The sequence below is a fragment of the Listeria valentina genome, from assembly GCF_011800755.1.
In the GTDB taxonomy this organism is placed as follows: Bacteria; Bacillota; Bacilli; order Lactobacillales; family Listeriaceae; genus Listeria; species Listeria valentina.
Genome location: NZ_JAATJW010000005.1, coordinates 51,624 through 69,520 on the forward strand (window position 1 = coordinate 51,624; position 17,897 = coordinate 69,520).

At 40.1% G+C, this 17,897-nt stretch carries 14 protein-coding genes and 1 pseudogene; all 15 read left to right on the top strand.

Features of this window, described 5'->3' with window-relative positions; all coding sequences use genetic code 11:
* The first annotated feature begins 134 nt into the window (after nucleotides 1–134).
* Nucleotides 135–1,196 carry a BMP family lipoprotein gene (locus HCK02_RS02450; RefSeq protein ID WP_167628561.1) on the top strand — a complete coding sequence of 354 codons (1,062 nt, stop codon included), beginning with the start codon at nucleotides 135–137 and terminating at the stop codon, nucleotides 1,194–1,196.
* A 356-nt stretch (nucleotides 1,197–1,552) separates the two neighbouring features.
* Nucleotides 1,553–3,094: an ABC transporter ATP-binding protein gene (locus HCK02_RS02455; RefSeq protein WP_167628562.1), complete on the top strand. Its 1,542-nt coding sequence runs from the start codon at nucleotides 1,553–1,555 to the stop codon at nucleotides 3,092–3,094.
* Nucleotides 3,087–4,148 carry an ABC transporter permease gene (locus tag HCK02_RS02460; RefSeq protein ID WP_167628563.1) on the top strand — a complete coding sequence of 354 codons (1,062 nt, stop codon included), beginning with the start codon at nucleotides 3,087–3,089 and terminating at the stop codon, nucleotides 4,146–4,148. Before HCK02_RS02455 ends, HCK02_RS02460 begins: the two co-directional genes overlap by 8 nt.
* A 2-nt stretch (nucleotides 4,149–4,150) precedes the next feature.
* Nucleotides 4,151–5,101, top strand: coding sequence for an ABC transporter permease (locus tag HCK02_RS02465; RefSeq protein ID WP_115752729.1), 951 nt, complete (start codon nucleotides 4,151–4,153; stop codon nucleotides 5,099–5,101).
* A gap of 128 nt (nucleotides 5,102–5,229) precedes the next feature.
* Nucleotides 5,230–6,501, top strand: a complete 1,272-nt coding sequence (gene yfmF / locus HCK02_RS02470; RefSeq protein WP_167628564.1) for an EF-P 5-aminopentanol modification-associated protein YfmF — start codon at nucleotides 5,230–5,232, stop codon at nucleotides 6,499–6,501.
* The gene (gene yfmH, locus HCK02_RS02475) at nucleotides 6,494–7,777 is read left to right on the top strand and encodes an EF-P 5-aminopentanol modification-associated protein YfmH (RefSeq protein ID WP_167628565.1); all 1,284 of its coding nucleotides are present in this window, start codon (nucleotides 6,494–6,496) and stop codon (nucleotides 7,775–7,777) included. The genes yfmF and yfmH overlap by 8 nt, the downstream gene beginning before the upstream one ends.
* A gap of 113 nt (nucleotides 7,778–7,890) precedes the next feature.
* On the top strand, nucleotides 7,891–8,622 hold the full coding sequence (gene ymfI / locus HCK02_RS02480; protein WP_425482841.1) for an elongation factor P 5-aminopentanone reductase: 732 nt from the start codon (nucleotides 7,891–7,893) through the stop codon (nucleotides 8,620–8,622).
* Nucleotides 8,623–8,663: 41 nt separating this feature from the next.
* Nucleotides 8,664–9,662, top strand: a complete 999-nt coding sequence (locus tag HCK02_RS02485; protein ID WP_167628566.1) for a helix-turn-helix domain-containing protein — start codon at nucleotides 8,664–8,666, stop codon at nucleotides 9,660–9,662.
* A 95-nt stretch (nucleotides 9,663–9,757) separates the two neighbouring features.
* On the top strand, nucleotides 9,758–10,336 hold the full coding sequence (gene pgsA / locus HCK02_RS02490; RefSeq protein ID WP_167628567.1) for a CDP-diacylglycerol--glycerol-3-phosphate 3-phosphatidyltransferase: 579 nt from the start codon (nucleotides 9,758–9,760) through the stop codon (nucleotides 10,334–10,336).
* A 107-nt stretch (nucleotides 10,337–10,443) separates the two neighbouring features.
* Nucleotides 10,444–11,703 (top strand): competence/damage-inducible protein A, encoded by a 1,260-nt coding sequence (locus HCK02_RS02495; protein ID WP_167628568.1) that lies wholly within the window; start codon nucleotides 10,444–10,446, stop codon nucleotides 11,701–11,703.
* A gap of 248 nt (nucleotides 11,704–11,951) precedes the next feature.
* A complete protein-coding gene (gene recA, locus HCK02_RS02500; protein ID WP_167628569.1) occupies nucleotides 11,952–13,001 on the top strand; it encodes a recombinase RecA in 1,050 nt (349 codons plus the stop codon).
* Between the two features lie 327 nt (nucleotides 13,002–13,328).
* Nucleotides 13,329–14,891: a ribonuclease Y gene (gene rny / locus HCK02_RS02505; protein WP_122865561.1), complete on the top strand. Its 1,563-nt coding sequence runs from the start codon at nucleotides 13,329–13,331 to the stop codon at nucleotides 14,889–14,891.
* Between the two features lie 115 nt (nucleotides 14,892–15,006).
* Nucleotides 15,007–15,735, top strand: a complete 729-nt coding sequence (locus HCK02_RS02510; RefSeq protein ID WP_167628570.1) for a YebC/PmpR family DNA-binding transcriptional regulator — start codon at nucleotides 15,007–15,009, stop codon at nucleotides 15,733–15,735.
* Between the two features lie 55 nt (nucleotides 15,736–15,790).
* A pseudogene (locus HCK02_RS14235) lies at nucleotides 15,791–17,124 on the top strand (aldehyde dehydrogenase family protein).
* 170 nt (nucleotides 17,125–17,294) lie between these two features.
* Nucleotides 17,295–17,897 carry a Holliday junction branch migration protein RuvA gene (gene ruvA / locus HCK02_RS02520; RefSeq protein WP_167628571.1) on the top strand — a complete coding sequence of 201 codons (603 nt, stop codon included), beginning with the start codon at nucleotides 17,295–17,297 and terminating at the stop codon, nucleotides 17,895–17,897.

The window sequence follows — 17,897 nt, forward strand, 5'->3', positions numbered from 1 at the left end:
GAGTTGGAGAATACGGTTTCAGGGAAAGTTTTCTTCCAATATCAAACTGAATATACATATTGTCATTGGGAGAAAATGTTCGTGGTAAACCGTTAAATCTAGCACACAATTTATCTCTTGGGAGGGGTTTACAAGTGAAAAAGCGTACATTTGCTTTGGCACTCACACTGATTCTTACTTCTGCGGTCGTTCTTGGCGCATGTGGTTCGAAGGGCTCTGGAAGTAAGGGTAGTGACAAGGACTTCACAGTAGCGATGGTTACTGATACTGGCGGAGTAGATGACCGCTCGTTTAACCAATCAGCTTGGGAAGGACTTAAGGAATTTGGTAAAGCGAACGACATGAAAAAAGGGCAAGATGGTTACAATTATTTGCAATCAGCTTCTGAAGCAGACTACAAAACTAATTTGAACACTGCTGTTCGTTCAAACTATGACTTGATTTTTGGGATTGGCTATAAGTTAAAAGAAGCGCTAGAAACGGTTTCTAAGCAAAACCCGGATAATCACTTTGCTATCGTAGATGATGTGATTAATGATCGCAAAAACGTAGCAAGCATTGGCTTTAAAGACAATGATGGTTCATTCCTTGTTGGTGTTGTTGCTGGACTCACAACAAAGACGAATAAAGTTGGCTTTGTTGGTGGCGTAAAAGGCGCAGTTATTGATCGCTTTGAAGCTGGATTTGTTGAAGGCGTTAAAGCTGTAAATCCTGATGCCAAAATTGATGTTCAATATGCCAATGATTTTGCAAAAGCTGATAAAGGACAACAAATTGCATCAACTATGTATTCAAGTGGCGTAGATGTGATCTTCCATGCCGCTGGGGGTACTGGAAATGGTGTATTCGCGGAAGCGAAAAACTTGAAGAAAAAAGATCCAAGCCGTGCAGTTTGGGTAATCGGTGTTGACCGTGATCAGTGGGATGAAGGAAAAGTAACAGCTAATGATGGTAAAGATTACAATGTTACGCTTACTTCTGAAATTAAACGTGTTGATGTTGCGGTAAATGATCTTTCTAAACGTGCTAAAAAAGGCGACTTCCCTGGGGGAGAAAAAATCGAATATGGTCTTGATAAAGATGCTGTAGGGCTATCTTCACATCAAGATAATATCTCAAAAGATGTTCTTAAAAAAGTTGATGAGTATAAACAAAAAATTGTAGACGGAGACATTAAAGTTCCAGAAAAACCTTGATGATTCTGTTTTTGAGCCGGCTTTTTGCCGGCTCTCTTTCAAAATAAGTTGAAACCGCTTACTATGATAAGTAAACCCTTTTACTAAGAAGTTTTTTAGCTATTTTTTATTTTTTTCTAAATTAAGATTGCAATGAACGGCAAATAGAAATAAAATAAAGTGACATCTTTTTTAGCAATTTAGAAGCAGAGAATAAATTTCTAAAGAGCTTTAAAACTGTTGCTTACAAACGAACCTATTAACAGATAAAAAACAGGTTTACCCACTTCGAGGAAAAATCTGGAGAGGCCACATTTTTCGTGAGAAATGATGTCGAGCCGTTTTTCTGTAATAAAAGCGATAAAGGGAGTGAGAATGTGGATTATGTTATTGAAATGTTAGGGATCAGGAAAGAATTTTCTGGTTTTGTAGCTAACGATAACATTACCTTACAGTTGAAGCAGGGAGAAATCCATGCTTTACTAGGTGAAAACGGAGCTGGAAAGTCGACGCTGATGAATGTTCTTTTTGGTCTTTACGAGCCCGATGGTGGCGAAATCCGCGTTCGTGGTCAAAAAGAAGTGATCAACAACCCGAACAAAGCAAATGAACTTGGAATCGGCATGGTGCATCAACATTTTATGCTTGTAGACAAGTTTACGGTTGCGGAAAATATCATCTTGGGTAAAGAGCCCAATAAACTTGGAGTGATTGAAAAGAAAAAAGCGATCGAAGAAATTCAAGAGATTTCTGATCGTTATGGGCTTCGAGTTGATCCAAATGCAGTGATACGAGATATTTCGATCGGCATGCAACAACGTGTTGAAATTTTGAAAACACTTTATCGCGGTGCGGATATCTTAATTTTTGATGAGCCTACTGCAGTTCTGACGCCGCAAGAGATTAATGAATTAATTCAAATTATGCGGGCGCTTATTAAAGAAGGTAAATCCATCATTTTGATTACGCACAAATTAAAAGAAATTATGGATGTTTGTGACCGAGTAACGGTTATTCGGCGTGGCAAAGGAATGGGAACAGTCAATGTTTCTGAAACGAATCCACAAGAACTTGCAAACATGATGGTCGGTCGTGAAGTCGTTTTTACAACTGAAAAGAAACCGGCAAATCCTGGTAAAAATGTCCTTGAAGTAAAAGATTTAATCGTGAAGGAAAGCCGCGGAGTGGAAAGTGTTCGCGGATTAAACTTAACGGTTCGTGCTGGGGAAATTGTTGGCATTGCTGGAGTTGATGGAAATGGACAAAGTGAATTGATTCAAGCAATCAGCGGACTCACAAAAGTCACAAATGGTACGATTCGTCTAAACGGAGAATCCATTGAAAATAAAAAGCCTCGTAAAATTACAGAGGCTGGTCTTGGACACATTCCCGAAGATCGTCATAAACACGGGCTTGTGCTTGAAATGACTGTGGGTGAAAATATTGCCTTACAAACCTACTATAAGAAACCAATTTCGAGCAAAGGCTTTTTAAATCATAAGGCAATGTATGAATTTGCGAGGGAACTAATCGAGGAGTTCGACGTTCGAACAAGCAGTGAGTATGTTCCTGCAAAGGCACTTTCGGGTGGTAACCAACAAAAAGCTATTATTGCGCGAGAAGTTAGTCGTGATCCGGATTTCTTAATTGCTGCTCAACCTACTCGTGGCCTCGATGTTGGGGCGATTGAATTTATTCATAGACGTTTGATTGAACAACGTGACCGGGGAAAAGCGGTATTACTGATGTCGTTTGAACTTGATGAAATCATGAATGTAAGTGACCGAATCGCCGTGATTTATGAAGGTAAAATTGTCGCAATCGTGAAACCAGAAGAAACTACTGAGCAAGAGCTTGGGCTTTTGATGGCTGGATCGAGAAAAGAGCAGGCGGAAACGGAGGAAAAGGTGCATGAGTAAAGTAAAAAGTATCTTGAATGCGTTGGTTATTCCGGTTACGGCTGTACTTTTAGGGCTCATTTGTGGTGCTGCGATCATGCTGGTTTTCGGTTATGATCCGATTGCTGGCTATTCGGCTCTTATTAATGGTGTGATCGGGCAGCCTTATTACATTGGGGAAACGATTCGCCAATCAACACCTTATATTCTAGTCGGACTTTCGGTTGCGGTTGCTTTTAAAGCAGGACTATTTAATATCGGAGCTGAAGGGCAGCTACTCATGGGGTGGCTCGGTTCTGTTATTGTGGCGCTTCAATTTGACGGGCTTTCCAAGTGGATTCATTTGCCACTGGCTGTTCTTGTAGGAATGGCTTTTGGAGCATTTTGGGCATTTATCCCTGGTATTTTAAAAGCAACACTGCGCGTAAATGAAGTTATTGTCACGATTATGCTCAACTACACGGCGCTTTATATTTTTAACTACGTTGTACAAAATATGCTAACAGATGGATTGGATAAAACAAAAACGGTTTCTGAAAGTGCTTCACTTCAATCTGTCTTTTTACAAAATATGACACAATATTCAACCCTTCATTGGGGGATATTGATTGCACTTGGCTTTGCCATTATCATCTGGCTTGTACTCAATAAAACCACATTTGGCTATGAAATTGAAGCGGTTGGATTTAATGAAAATGCTTCAAAATATGCCGGAATGAGTGTTAAGAAAACGATTGTTCTTTCTATGGTTCTTGCAGGTGCATTATCTGGTCTAGGTGGGGTAATGGAAGGGCTAGGTACATACGGTAATGCTTACGTATTAAGTGCTTCACCTGGAATCGGTTTTGATGGGATTGCGGTTGCGCTTCTCGGAGGAAGCTCGCCAATTGGAATCATCTTCTCTGCGCTTTTATTTGGCGCTTTGAAAATTGGTGCACTCAATATGCCAGCAGTTGCTGGAGTACCAAATGAGCTTGTAAATGTGATTATCGCTTTGATTATTTTCTTCGTAGCTTCGAGCTATATTATTCGCTGGGCGATGTCGAAATTTAAGAAGGGAGCGAAGGCAGAATGACAGTGACAGCAATCATTGCGACACTTGTTTCTAGTACATTATTAATGGCCGGTCCGCTTATCTTTACTGCGCTCGGCGGTGTTTATTCCGAACGAGGTGGGATTGTTAACATTGGTCTCGAAGGTATGATGGTGATGGGGGCCTTTTCTGCGATCGTCTTCAACTTAACTTTCGATCATGTTTTTGGTGCTTTAACGCCATGGATTTCTTTAATTGCTGCGATGATCGTCGGCGGATTATTTTCGCTTGTACATGCCGTTGCAACTATTAATTTTCGGGCAGATCATGTTATTTCTGGGGTAGCGATTAACTTTCTCGCCACTGGACTGGCACTTTTCCTTGTCAAAGTTATTTATGATAAAGGACAAACCGATCAAATTTCTCATTACTTCGGTAAGCCAGATATTCCTGTTTTGAAAGATATCCCAGTCATTGGTGACATATTCTTCCGAAACATTCCGGTGATGAGCTACGTAGCCATTGCTTTTGCGATTCTTTCTTGGTTTATTATTTACAAAACACGCTTCGGATTGCGCCTTCGTTCAGTGGGTGAGCACCCACTTGCAGCTGACACAATGGGGATCAAAGTGAAATTCATGCGCTATCAAGGTGTGATCATTTCAGGAATTCTTGGTGCGCTTGGTGGTGCCGTTTACGCACAATCCTTTACGCTAGATTTTGGTCATGCAACTATTTCTGGACAAGGTTATATGGCACTTGCCGCGATGATCTTTGGGAAGTGGAATCCACTTGGTGCAATGGGAGCTGCGATTTTCTTCGGCTTTGCACAGTGTCTTGCTATTACAGGCGGTTCACTTCCGTTCTTTAAAGAAATTCCAGATATTTACTTGCAGATTGCCCCTTATGTGCTGACGATCTTAGCACTCGTTGGTTTCATCGGAAAATCTGAGGCGCCGAAAGCTGACGGTGTCAATTACATTAAAGGCAAATAAAATTTTGGTCTTCCACCGAGAAAACTCGGTGGAAGGCTTTTTTATTGAGCAAGCTCATGCGCGTTATAATTGTACTTGTAGCAGCATTAAGCTACAATAGAATGAAGGAAACGAGAGGAGCTTGATTGATGCAAACTTATGAAGAAAAAGTCGGAGCTGTTCGCTTGACGCTTCTTGAAACCAAGAAGTTTAAGTCGAGCAAAATTGTATTTAAATTTCGTGCGCCGCTTGAGCGAGAAACGATAACGAAACGCACACTTCTTTCGATGCTGTTTGAAACTAATAATGAAATGTATAAAACGCAAACAGAATTTAGACGACGTCTTGCTTATTTATATGGCGCCAATTTTTATACAACGGTTGAGAAAAAAGGAAATGAGCACATTCTTACTGCAGTTTTTGACCTTGTAAATGGTAAACTTGTGAAAGACGGAGAAAAGCTTTTGAAGGAAGCTTTTCAATTTATACAACAGGTGTTTTTCTTTCCTAATGCGACAGATGCGTCGTTTGATGAAGCAACACTTGAGCGTGAGAAAATCAATTTGAAAAGCCGCCTTGAATCCGTCTTTGATGATAAAATTCGTTACGCAAATAAACGCTTGATTGAAGAAATGTTTGCAGATGATGTTTTTAAATATCCTGCTTCTGGTGTGCTTGAAGACATTGATGCGATCAGTGCGGGTGAACTCTATCACTACTATCAACGCTTCTTAAAGGAAGACCAAATCGATTTGCTCGTTTGTGGAGATATCACACGTGATGAGCTTATTCCGCAAGTGGAAGCTTTGCCATTTTCGAAAAGAGAAGAAGCAGCAAGCAAGAACGAACGTGGGACTGCTCAAACTAAAATGCATGAAGTTTTTGAAACTCAGCCGATTAACCAAGGAAAATTGGCGCTTGGCTACCATACGGGCGTTTATTTTGGAGATTCCAATTTTATTTCTTTGCAGTTGGCAAATGGGCTACTTGGAGGCTTTTCAAACTCTAAAATCTTTATAAATGTTCGTGAAAAAGCTAGCCTTGCGTATTATGCTTCGAGCCGGATAGATTCCTTTAAGGGCTTTATGTTGATTTCAGCGGGAATTGATGAAAAAAATTATGAACAAGCTCGTGCGATTATTGAAGAACAAGTAAAAGCAATGAAGCAAGGGGATTTTACTGAAGATGAACTTGAACAAACGAAAAAAATGTATATCAACCAGCTTTTAGAAGCAAATGACAGCGCCCAAGGTCTTATCGAATTAACTTATAACAATTTGCTAAAAGAAGCTGATTTAAGTCTTGAAAACTGGATTCAAAAAATCAAGCAAGCAAGTAAAGATGAGGTTACAGCAGCTGCACAAGTTTTTGAAATGAACACGCTATATTTCTTGAGTAAGGAGGTAACAGAGAATGAATGAAACGCGCTTTGATAATGTAGAGGAAACGGTTTATAGTGAAACGCTTGAAAACGGCTTGCGTGTTTTCTTACTTCCTAAAAAGGACTATAACAAAACTTACGCGGTTTTCACGACCAATTACGGCTCTGTTGACAATACTTTTGTGCCAATCGGTGAAGATCAATTAACGCATGTCCCAGACGGAATTGCGCATTTTTTGGAACATAAGATGTTTGAAAAAGAAGATGGCGATGTCTTTTTCAAATTTGGTGAGAAAGGTGCTTTTACAAATGCCTTTACATCCTTTACAAGAACAGCCTATCTTTTTTCGAGTACGTCACATGTGACGGAGAATTTGGAAGCGCTGCTTGATTTTGTTCAACAGCCTTATTTTACAAAGGAAACTGTCGAGAAAGAAAAAGGAATTATTGGTCAAGAAATTCGGATGTATGACGATGATGCTGATTTCCGAGTTTATTTTGGTGCGATTGAAAATATGTATCAGAATCATCCGGTGAAAATCGATATTGCTGGAACCGTTGAATCTATTGCGGAGATTGATAATGATCTACTTTATTTGTGCTACAACACGTTTTATCACCCAAGTAACATGGTGCTTTTTGTTGTAGGGCAACTGGAACCACATGAAATGATGGAAGTGATTCGTGAAAATCAAGCGGCCAAACATTTTGAAAAGGAATCTGGAATTGAACGTGCTTTTCCAGATGAACCCCGTGAAGTCGCTTATAAAGAAAAAAAATTAGCTTTTCCTGTTCAAATTGCTAAAAATTTAGTGGGCATGAAAGAAGATATTGGTTTGTTACGAGGCTTCGAAGCGGTAAAACACGAAATGGTGGCAGATTTAGCACTTGAACTCTTGTTTGGAACGACTTCCGAAAATTATTTAAAGCTTTATAATGAAGGGGTTATTGATGATACATTTGGCTATGATTATACACTTTCGGATAGCTTTTCGTTTGTTTTAATTGGTGGTGATGCGACAAATCCTGATGAGCAGGCAGAGCGAATTCGTGAAGCTTGGTTTGAAGCTTCCGAAAAAGGAGTCTCAGCAGAAAATCTTGAACTAGTCAAACGAAAAAAAACTGGGCAATTTCTTCGTGCGCTGAATTCACCGGAGTTTATCGCCAACCAGTTTAGCCAATATATATTGGAAGAAGCTTCTTTGTTTGATCTTCCAAAAGCGATTGAATCAATTACTGTTCAAGATATTGAAGCATTTATCCGTTCACTTGCAAATGAAGAGCAAATCACAACTTTTCAGCTTATCCCTGAATAAAATTAAAGAAATCTTAAGTTTTTAAGTTATTTGAAGCTTTTTTGATGAAAAAATGGTATTATTATTACAGTCATGCTATGATGAAGAAAATACTGTCTTGGGGAGTCTTTATCTTGAAAAATAGAAACCGTTCAGCCTTTGTGACAGGCGCAAGTGGAGCAATCGGAAAAGCGATTGCACGTCGATTAGCGAAAGATGGTTTTAATCTTTATTTACACTATCATTCGAACGAAAAAAGTATGCAAGCACTTGCTCTGGAATTACAAAATTATGAAGTGGACGTGACGATACTTCAAGGAGATTTTTCTAGTCTTGCTGACTTAGAGACGATAACGGAAAATGTTTTTGAACTTGATGTTTTTATCCATGCAGCCGGAAACAGCGAGTATGGTCTGTTTACAGATCTGTCAGACAAAAAGCTGCAGTGTTTATACAATATTCATGTCGGTGCGCCGCTCCATTTGATTCGCGCTTTTTTACTTAAGTTAAGGCGATCAAGCCATCCCAGAATTCTTTTCATTAGCTCGATTTGGGGAGAAGTTGGGGCTGCGATGGAAGTAGCTTATTCGACGATGAAGGGAGCACAAATTGCTTTTGTAAAAGCGCTCAGCAAGGAAGTAGCGGGAAACGGTATTACTGTAAATGCCCTAACACCGGGTGCTGTTGATACAACGATGCTTGCTCAATTCTCTAAACAAGAAAAGCAGGAGTTAATCGAGGAGATTCCTTTGCTACGACTTGGGAATCCTGTAGACGTTGCAAATGCAGCGGCTTTTCTCGTAAGAGATGAATCTGACTATATTACAGGGCAGGTTTTAGGTGTTAATGGCGGATGGCACATGTAAAAAAACAAGAATTGATTTAATTTAATGGTAGGTGTTTAATATTGACTGAATTAGGCGACAAACTAAAAGCTGCCCGCAGAGAAAAAGGTCTCAGTTTAGACGATCTGCAGCAAATTACAAAAATCCAAAAAAGATATCTCGTCGCGATTGAAGAAGGCAATTATTCGGTTATGCCGGGTAAGTTTTATACGCGCGCTTTCATCAAACAATATGCAGAAGCGGTGGATGTTGATAGTGCGCAACTTTTTGCTGACTTTGATTCTGAGGTTCCTGAATCCCAGCAAGAAGTAGTTGAACAAGAGCAGAGTCGTGCACGAAAAAAAGCAGCTCCTCTTGCTACACATTCGGTCGGGGGACAAAATTCATCAAGAAATCGCTTTTTTGATATCTTGCCAAAAATTCTTATTTCTTTATTTATTTTATTTATCTTATTTATTATTTGGTACTTCGTTTTTGCTCGTGATAATGACAAAAATGTTGCAACCCCTAATGATTCAGAGCAAACTGTAAAAGTGAATGATGAAACAGGTTCGTCGACGAAGAAATCTGATGACGCTAAGAAATCTGATGACTCTGCTGCAAAGAAAAAAGCAGCGGATGATAAAGCGGCTGAAAAGAAGGAAGCTGAAGATAAGGAAAAAGCAGACGAGAAAGATAAAAAAATGGCGATTGAAAAAGGTCAGACATCTGGGAATGCTACAAGTTATACGGTTTCAAATGCCGATAAGCTAAGCTTGGAAATTTCTGCTTCTGGTGGCGACACTTGGATCGGTGTTTCGACTGCAGCAGGTGCTAACATTTATAATGGCATAGTAAAAGACGGATCAAGTTCAGATGAAATTGATGCGAAAGATAACAAAACGATTTCGATTGTTGTTGGGAACGCACCTGTTACGACAGTGAAAATTAATGGTGAAAAAATTGAACTAGCGCCAACACTTGTTAAACAAGTTCTCACAATTAAACTGGATGATAGCAGTAGCGATTCATCAAGTGATTCGGACAGCTCTTCGTCTAGCAATGGCGAAAACGCGCAATGAGGAATCAAGAAGTATAGGTGAGAGTTGTCTTGCCTATACTTTCTTTTCTTTTAGCATACATAATTTTTATTTGATTAGGGATTGGAGAGGGGAAAATGAATTTACCAAATAAATTAACGGTTGCTCGAATCATTTTAATTCCGATTTTCGTGATTCTTTGCGTCGTACCATTTCATTTTGGCGTGCTTTACTGGCTTGATTCAGCAATTCCAGTAACAAATTTAATTGCGACGATTATCTTTATCGTTGCTGCCTTGACTGACTGGTTTGATGGTCATTTGGCAAGAAAACACAATTTAATTACAAATTTTGGCAAGTTTGCCGATCCAATGGCGGATAAATTGTTAGTAACTGCCGCATTTATCATTTTAGTTGAAATGAATGTGGCGCCTGCATGGGTGATTATTTTAATTATTAGCCGGGAGTTAGCTGTTACTGGTTTGCGTTTATTGCTTGTAGAAGGTGGAGAGGTTCTTGCTGCTGGTCAACTAGGTAAAATTAAGACATTTACGCAGATGATCGCGATCCCGCTGCTGCTCTTAAATAACTTCCCGTTCGCTTGGACAGGTATTCGAGTAGATTTGATATTCCTTTATGTCTGTGCCTTTTTTGCAGTTTGGTCAGGCATTGATTATTTCTACAAAAACAGAGGTGTTTTTAAAGGTTCAATGTAAGAGAAAATGAATGCTTCCTTTGAGGTTCTATAAGTCCACGTGACGAGTAGCGCCTTTAGAGGAGGCTTCTTTTATTTGATGTGCTATTTCAAAAAGGATGTGAAAGGATGAAAAAAGCTGAAATTATTGCAGTAGGAACCGAAATTTTAATGGGGCAAATTACAAACTCGAATGCTACTTTTTTATCACGTGAGCTAGCTGAGCTTGGCATATATGTTTACTTCCATACAGTAGTTGGGGACAACCCGAAACGACTTGAAGAAGTGATTCGAATCGCGGAATCGCGGAGTGACCTTTTAATTTTTACGGGAGGACTTGGCCCAACAGAAGATGATTTAACGAAGCAAATTCTTGCTCATTACTTAAAAAAAGAGCTTGTAACGGATCAGGGGCATCTTGATAAAATCACAGACTATTTTGCTGTCAGTGGTCGAAAAATGACGGATAATAACAAATTACAAGCGCTAGTTATCAAAGATTCGACCGTTTTAAAAAATGATTTTGGCTTTGCGGCAGGAATGATGTTTACGGAAAATGAAAAAAACTATATTCTTCTTCCCGGACCTCCGTCAGAAATGAAACCAATGTTTAAAACGTATACGAAGCCTTTACTAGCTGCTTCGATGAATGGGGATTCTATTCACTTGGAATCTCGGATTTTGCATTTCTTTGGCATTGGAGAATCGAAGCTTGCTCACGATTTGAGCGATTTGATTGAAAAACAGTCCAATCCGACAATTGCGACATATGCGTCGGACAATGAAGTTGAAATCCGCCTAACAGCAAGTGCCAAAACAAAATCTGAGGCAGACCGCTTACTCGATGAAATTGAGAAAGAAATCAAACTTCGAGATGGTGAATTTATTTACGGTTACGGAGATGAATCGCTTGCGGATGTTGTAGTCAAGAAGCTACTTGCGAATAAACTGACAATAGCGGCAGCGGAAAGTTTAACAGCCGGTGCCTTTCAAGCAGAATTAGGTGCACATGCGGGGGTTTCCGAAGTCTTGAAAGGCGGAATGGTCACTTACCAGACATCAATCAAACAAGCAATTTTAGGTGTTTCCTGTGAAGTAATTGAACGTGACGGTGTAGTGAGTGCAGCCTGTGCAAAAGAAATGGCAGAAAAGATTCGCGAAAAATGTGAATCGCAAATCGGCATTAGTTTCACTGGAGTGGCAGGTCCTGATTCACTAGAAGGACATGCCGCGGGTACTGTATATATTGGATTAAGTGTGGAAGGATTTTTAACTGAAACTTACCTGTTCCATTTTGGCAGAGATCGCAATCATAATCGAGCCCGTTCAGTAAAACAAGGGTTTCAACTTATAAATCAGTTTATTGACGAAAAATGGCAGAATGCTTAAGCGAGAAACGGCAGGAAAGCCTTATAAATTCTCATTTCTTGCTTTAAAAAAAGGTTGGACGAATTCACTTCATCAGGCTATAATGAAAAAGAATTGAAGAGTGATCCTGAAAAAACACGAACATTTATTCGCTTTTTGCTTGATTATTTATTTCGAATAAGATATAGTATTTTTAGAGATGAAAAAAGAGAATTATCTGCTGGTTGCATAAAGTAATAAGTGAAGTAGATAATGAAGGAGGAAATAACGTGAACGATCGTCAAGCGGCTTTAGACCAAGCTTTAAAATCGATTGAAAAACAATTTGGTAAAGGTTCCGTCATGAAATTAGGGGAACATAGCGATCAAAATATATCGACCGTATCAAGCGGCTCGTTAGCATTAGATATTGCCCTTGGCGTAGGGGGATATCCACGTGGTCGGATTATCGAAACTTACGGACCAGAAAGTTCTGGTAAAACTACTGTTGCGCTTCATGCTATTGCTGAAGTACAAAAACAAGGTGGAACAGCAGCCTTTATTGATGCTGAGCATGCGCTTGATCCAACTTATGCCAAAAACCTAGGCGTTAATATTGATGAGTTACTACTTTCACAACCAGATACTGGGGAGCAGGCTCTTGAAATTGCGGAGGCACTTGTTCGAAGTGGCGCGATTGATATCCTAGTTATCGACTCTGTTGCAGCACTTGTGCCGCGTGCAGAAATCGAAGGCGAAATGGGGGACGCACACGTTGGTTTGCAAGCTCGTTTAATGTCCCAAGCTTTACGTAAACTGTCTGGGGTTATCAATAAATCGAAAACAATTGCGATCTTTATCAACCAAATTCGTGAAAAAGTTGGCGTCATGTTTGGAAATCCTGAAACAACACCGGGTGGACGTGCGCTTAAATTCTATTCAACGGTTCGCCTTGAGGTTCGCCGTGCAGAACAATTGAAACAAGGCACAGAAGTTATGGGGAATAAAACAAAAATTAAAGTGGTGAAAAATAAAGTGGCACCACCGTTCCGTGTTGCGGAAGTTGATATCATGTACGGGGAAGGAATTTCTCGTGAAGGTGAACTTGTAGATATGGCTGCTGAAGTTGATGTTATTAACAAAAGTGGTTCATGGTATTCTTATAATGAAGAACGCATTGGTCAAGGACGTGAAAATGCGAAGCAATATTTGAAAGATCATCCGGAAATTCGTGAAGAGATTTCTAAACGAGTTCGTGAAGTTTATGAAATCGATACGAAACTTGAAGTTGAAGACTCATCAGATGAAGCAGAAGAGTTCAATTTGCTTGAGGATGAATAAAAAAGAGCAGCTTTGAATCGAAAAATCGTTTTCTTGAAAGAGGGATAAAATCCAACTTTTAAGAAAACGATTTTTTATTGACTTCAAAGCGTGATTTTCTGTGAGGAAAACACGAGCCTTTTCTTGACAATCGCTTGGAACACCGATAGAATTGAATTGTATATTTTACATTGCTGAAAAACAAAAAAGATATGTTCAAAACGTTTTTTAGTAGTAGTCGAAGCAGAAATGTTGCTTCGATTAATGATGGAAAATACACTTGTGCCATATTTATTTGGCTACCGACATAATAATGACAAAAAATTGAATAGCAAAGGAGGTGTAAGGATGGTTATCACAGTCGCTATCATCTCCGGCTTGCTTTTCTTTATCGTCGGTTTAGTTGTGGGCTCTTTGATTTATAAAGCTAGTTCTGAAAAGAAGTTAGTGGCTTCACGTGGCACCGCTGAACTCATTGTTGAGGATGCAAAGAAAGAAGCTGAAACAATTAAAAAGGAAGCGATGCTCGAAGCAAAAGAAGAGAGTCATCGAGTGCGTACTGAAATCGAAAATGAACTTCGTGAGCGAAGAGGAGAGTTACAAAAACAAGAAAATCGCTTATTACAAAGGGAGGAAAACCTCGACCGTAAAGATACTTCTTTAAGTAAAAGAGAAGCTACACTTGAGAAAAAAGAGGAGAATATCAGTAAACGACAACAACATATTGAAGAGAAGGAAAGCAAAATTGACGAGATGATTCAAAAAGGGCAAGATGAATTAGAACGCATTTCCGCTCTTTCGAAAGATGAGGCAAAACATATCATCCTTAACCAAGTCGAAGAGGAGCTTTCTCATGATACTGCAATCATGGTGAAAGAGTCAGAGAACAAGGCGAAAGAGGAAGCGGATAAAAAAGCGAAAAATATTCTATCACTTGCCATCCAACGTTGTGCAGCTGATCATGTTGCTGAAACGACCGTATCGGTTGTCACTCTTCCAAATGACGAAATGAAAGGAAGAATTATTGGACGCGAAGGTCGTAACATTCGGACGCTTGAAACGCTTACGGGAATTGATTTAATCATTGACGATACACCTGAAGCCGTTATCCTTTCTGGATTTGATCCGATCCGCCGGGAAATTGCTCGAATTGCACTTGAAAAATTAGTGCAAGACGGACGAATTCACCCAGCGAGAATTGAGGAAATGGTTGATAAGGCTCGTAAAGAAGTTGATGAGCACATCCGTGAAGTTGGTGAGCAAGCAACGTTTGAAGTGGGCATCCACTCGTTACATCCTGATCTGATAAAAATTCTTGGCCGTTTGCGTTATCGTACAAGTTATGGACAAAACGTCTTGAACCACTCACTCGAAGTGGCAAAACTTGCAGGCATACTTGCAGGGGAACTTGGCGAAGATGTGACACTTGCAAAACGAGCTGGTCTTTTGCATGATATTGGTAAAGCAATTGACCATGAAATAGAAGGTAGTCACGTTGAAATTGGTGTGGAACTCGCTACGAAATATAAAGAAAATGAAGTAGTGATTAATAGTATTGCTTCCCACCATGGAGATACGGAACCAACTTCTGTTATCGCTGTTTTAGTTGCTGCTGCGGATGCACTTTCTGCGGCTCGACCTGGTGCACGTAGTGAAACGCTTGAAAATTATATCAGACGACTAGAAAAACTAGAAGAGATTTCAGAATCCTATGAAGGTGTTGAAAAATCTTATGCGATTCAAGCTGGTCGTGAAGTACGAATTATGGTAGAACCAGATGAAATTGATGATCTTGCTTCTTATCGTTTAGCTCGAGACATTCGGAAGCGAATTGAAGAAGAGTTAGATTATCCCGGTCATATCAAAGTTACCGTTATTCGTGAAACAAGAGCTGTTGAGTACGCAAAATAAAGTAGTTACCCGCGAAATTTTTATTTCGCGGGTTTTTCTTGCTTAAAGGAGAGGAATCTTGCGAATTGCCTCGGTTTCAGTTACACTTTTAATAGAAAAGGAGTGGTGACAAGTTATGGCAGGACATTCAAAATGGAAAAATATTCAAGGTAGAAAAAATGCTCAAGATTCAAAACGAGCAAAAGTTTTTCAAAAGTTAGCAAAAGAAATTTACATGGCAGCAAAGAGCGGTCCAGACCCGAGCTTGAATCCGGCGCTCCGACTTGTTGTAGATAAAGCCAAAGCAGCTAATATGCCAAATGACAATGTGAAACGTGCGATTCAAAAAGCCGCTGGAAATAATGATGCCGAGAATTATGATGAAGTTTCCTATGAAGGATATGGCCCGGGAGGAATTGCTGTTCTCGTGCATGCACTGACGGATAATAAAAACAGAACGGCAACTAATGTGCGTGTTGCTTTTAATAAAAATGGAGGCAGTCTCGGAGAAACAGGGAGTGTTGCCTACATGTTTGAACGAAAAGGCTATCTTGTTGTGGAACGAGAAGGCTTGGATGTAACAGAAGATGACTTTATGCTTGAAGCGATTGAAGCTGGAGCACAAGACGTGGAGAGCAGTGAAGAAGCTTTTGAAGTTTATACAGATCCGGCAGATTTTACAGCTGTTAAGGATGCGTTAAGTGCAGATGGCTATTCGTTTGCAGCAGCTGAATTAAGCATGATTCCGTCTATGTATAATGAAGTTCCAAAAGAGAAGGAAGCTCAATTTGAAAAGATGATGGATGCGCTTTTAGAAGATGATGATGTACAAGAAGTGTATACAAATGCGAAAGACGGGGAATAAATATGTGCGCCTTACTTGATACAAGTAAGGCGTCTTTAGATGGGAGGCTCGGAATATGGAATATGCGGAAATCGTTCGAAGGCAAAAAAGCTATTTTGCAGGGAATGCGACGAAAACATTGGAGCATCGCTTGGAAACACTTCGATTGCTTGAAAGGTTACTAAAGGAAAACGAAGGATTGTTTTTGGATGCACTAGAGGCGGATCTTGGTAAAAGTGCTGATGAGGCTTTTATGACAGAAATTGGGATTGTCTATGAAGAGATTCAATTTATGAAGCGGCATTTGAAACAGTGGATGAAAGCGAAGAAAGTGAGGACGGCCATGACGCATCTTGGGTCAAAAGGCTGGACGATTCTAGAACCTTATGGAGCGGTGCTCGTGATTGCTCCTTGGAATTATCCATTTCAACTCGCGTTGACGCCATTAATTGGAGCCATTGCGAGTGGAAATACCGTTGTTTTAAAGCCTTCGGAATTCGCACCTAAAACAGCGGATGCGCTTTTTCATGTATTATCGCAATTTCGAGAAGAGATTATGGCGGTGGTGCTAGGAGATGCGCTTTTAACGAGCAACCTTTTGATTATTGTTTTTTCACTGGATCAAGCCGTGTAGGGAAGCTTGTTATGCAAGAGGCGGCTAAACAACTTATGCCAGTGACGCTTGAACTGGGCGGGAAGAGTCCATTAATCGTTACGAAAGAGGCGGATTTAAAGTTAGCTGCTAAACGTGTGGCTTTCGGGAAATGGATGAATGCAGGTCAGACTTGTATTGCGCCTGACTACGCATTTGTTCAAGAAGATGTCTATCAGGAATTTAAAGATGAGTTAAATCAAGCAATTCAGAAGCTTTATGGGGAAAAACCGCTTGAAAATGAAAAATACGGGCGTATTATCAATCGAGCTCATTTTGACCGGCTTATCGGTTACGCAGTGGATGCTCAGAAAGATGAAGAAAGATTAAAAATAGCGCCGTTTCTTTTAGAAAAGCCAGCTCTCGATAGCGCTGTGATGCAAGAAGAGATCTTTGGTCCGATTTTGCCACTTTATCCGTATCGGAATTTGGAGGAGGTTCTGGATTTTATCAAGATGCGACCAAAACCACTTGCTCTTTATTTGTTTACGAAAAATCGGGATTTGGAAAGGAAAGTCTTGTTTGAAACGTCATCGGGCAGTGTTTGCATCAATGATACTTTGATGCAAATTTCAACGCCTTATCTGCCGTTTGGTGGCGTTGGTGCTAGTGGCATGGGAAGCTATCACGGCTATCAAAGTTTTCGAACATTTTCGCATCAAAAAAGTGTCCTCAGACAGCCCAACTGGCTGGACTTCAGTTTCAGGTACCCCCAGTCAAAATGGAGAGGGAAAATTTTACGGCTGCTTTTCAAATAATGGAAGGCAAGTCTTGCGTGCGGTCTTTGCTTTTTTGTACAATGAAGAAGTCGACCGCGTAGTCAGTTTAAGTGATTGAGGGAGGCTTGCAAGGTTCTTGCGAAAGTAGCACGAATGTTCGACTTGTGCTATTATTGTTGTTAACGGTACTTTAGAAGGGGCGAAAGATTGTGTACGATTATATTAAGGGAATCATTACGGCGGTAACGCCTGAGTATATTGTTGTGGAAGCGGGGCAGATCGGCTACAGCATCATAACGGGTAATCCGTTTTCTTTTTCAGCGCTTGAAGGAAAGGAAGCTAAGGTTTATTTGTATCAAAATGTACGGGAAGATAGTCTGACGTTATTTGGTTTTAAAACGCTTGAAGAACGTTTTTTGTTTAAGAAACTGTTAAGCGTTTCTGGCATTGGTCCTAAAAGTGCGCTTGCGATTATTGCTTCGGGTGATGCGGCTAAGCTGATTTCTGCGATCGAAGCGGAAGATGATGTTTTCCTTACGAAATTTCCAAGCGTCGGTAAAAAAACAGCAAGACAAATTATTCTGGATTTAAAAGGAAAACTAGGGGATGTAGCGGTAAATGAAATTCATGTTGAACCCGTGAAGCAAGAACTAACAGATGGACTCCCTCCAGCACTTGAGGAAGCTTTGCTTGCGCTTCAAGCACTTGGCTATAGCGACCGGGAACTGAAAAAAGTATTGCCGAAACTAAAAGAAGAAAAACTTTCAAGCGATGAAGCGATTAAGCTTGCGCTGCGCTTGATGACGAGTTAG

Coding starts and splice junctions, on each gene's coding strand:
- HCK02_RS02460 (WP_167628563.1), top strand. CDS start 3,087: ATGAGTAAAGTAAAAAGTATCTTGAATGCGTTGGTTATTCCGGTTACG.
- yfmF (WP_167628564.1), top strand. CDS start 5,230: ATGCAAACTTATGAAGAAAAAGTCGGAGCTGTTCGCTTGACGCTTCTT.
- yfmH (WP_167628565.1), top strand. CDS start 6,494: ATGAATGAAACGCGCTTTGATAATGTAGAGGAAACGGTTTATAGTGAA.
- pgsA (WP_167628567.1), top strand. CDS start 9,758: ATGAATTTACCAAATAAATTAACGGTTGCTCGAATCATTTTAATTCCG.
- HCK02_RS02495 (WP_167628568.1), top strand. CDS start 10,444: ATGAAAAAAGCTGAAATTATTGCAGTAGGAACCGAAATTTTAATGGGG.
- rny (WP_122865561.1), top strand. CDS start 13,329: ATGGTTATCACAGTCGCTATCATCTCCGGCTTGCTTTTCTTTATCGTC.
- HCK02_RS02510 (WP_167628570.1), top strand. CDS start 15,007: ATGGCAGGACATTCAAAATGGAAAAATATTCAAGGTAGAAAAAATGCT.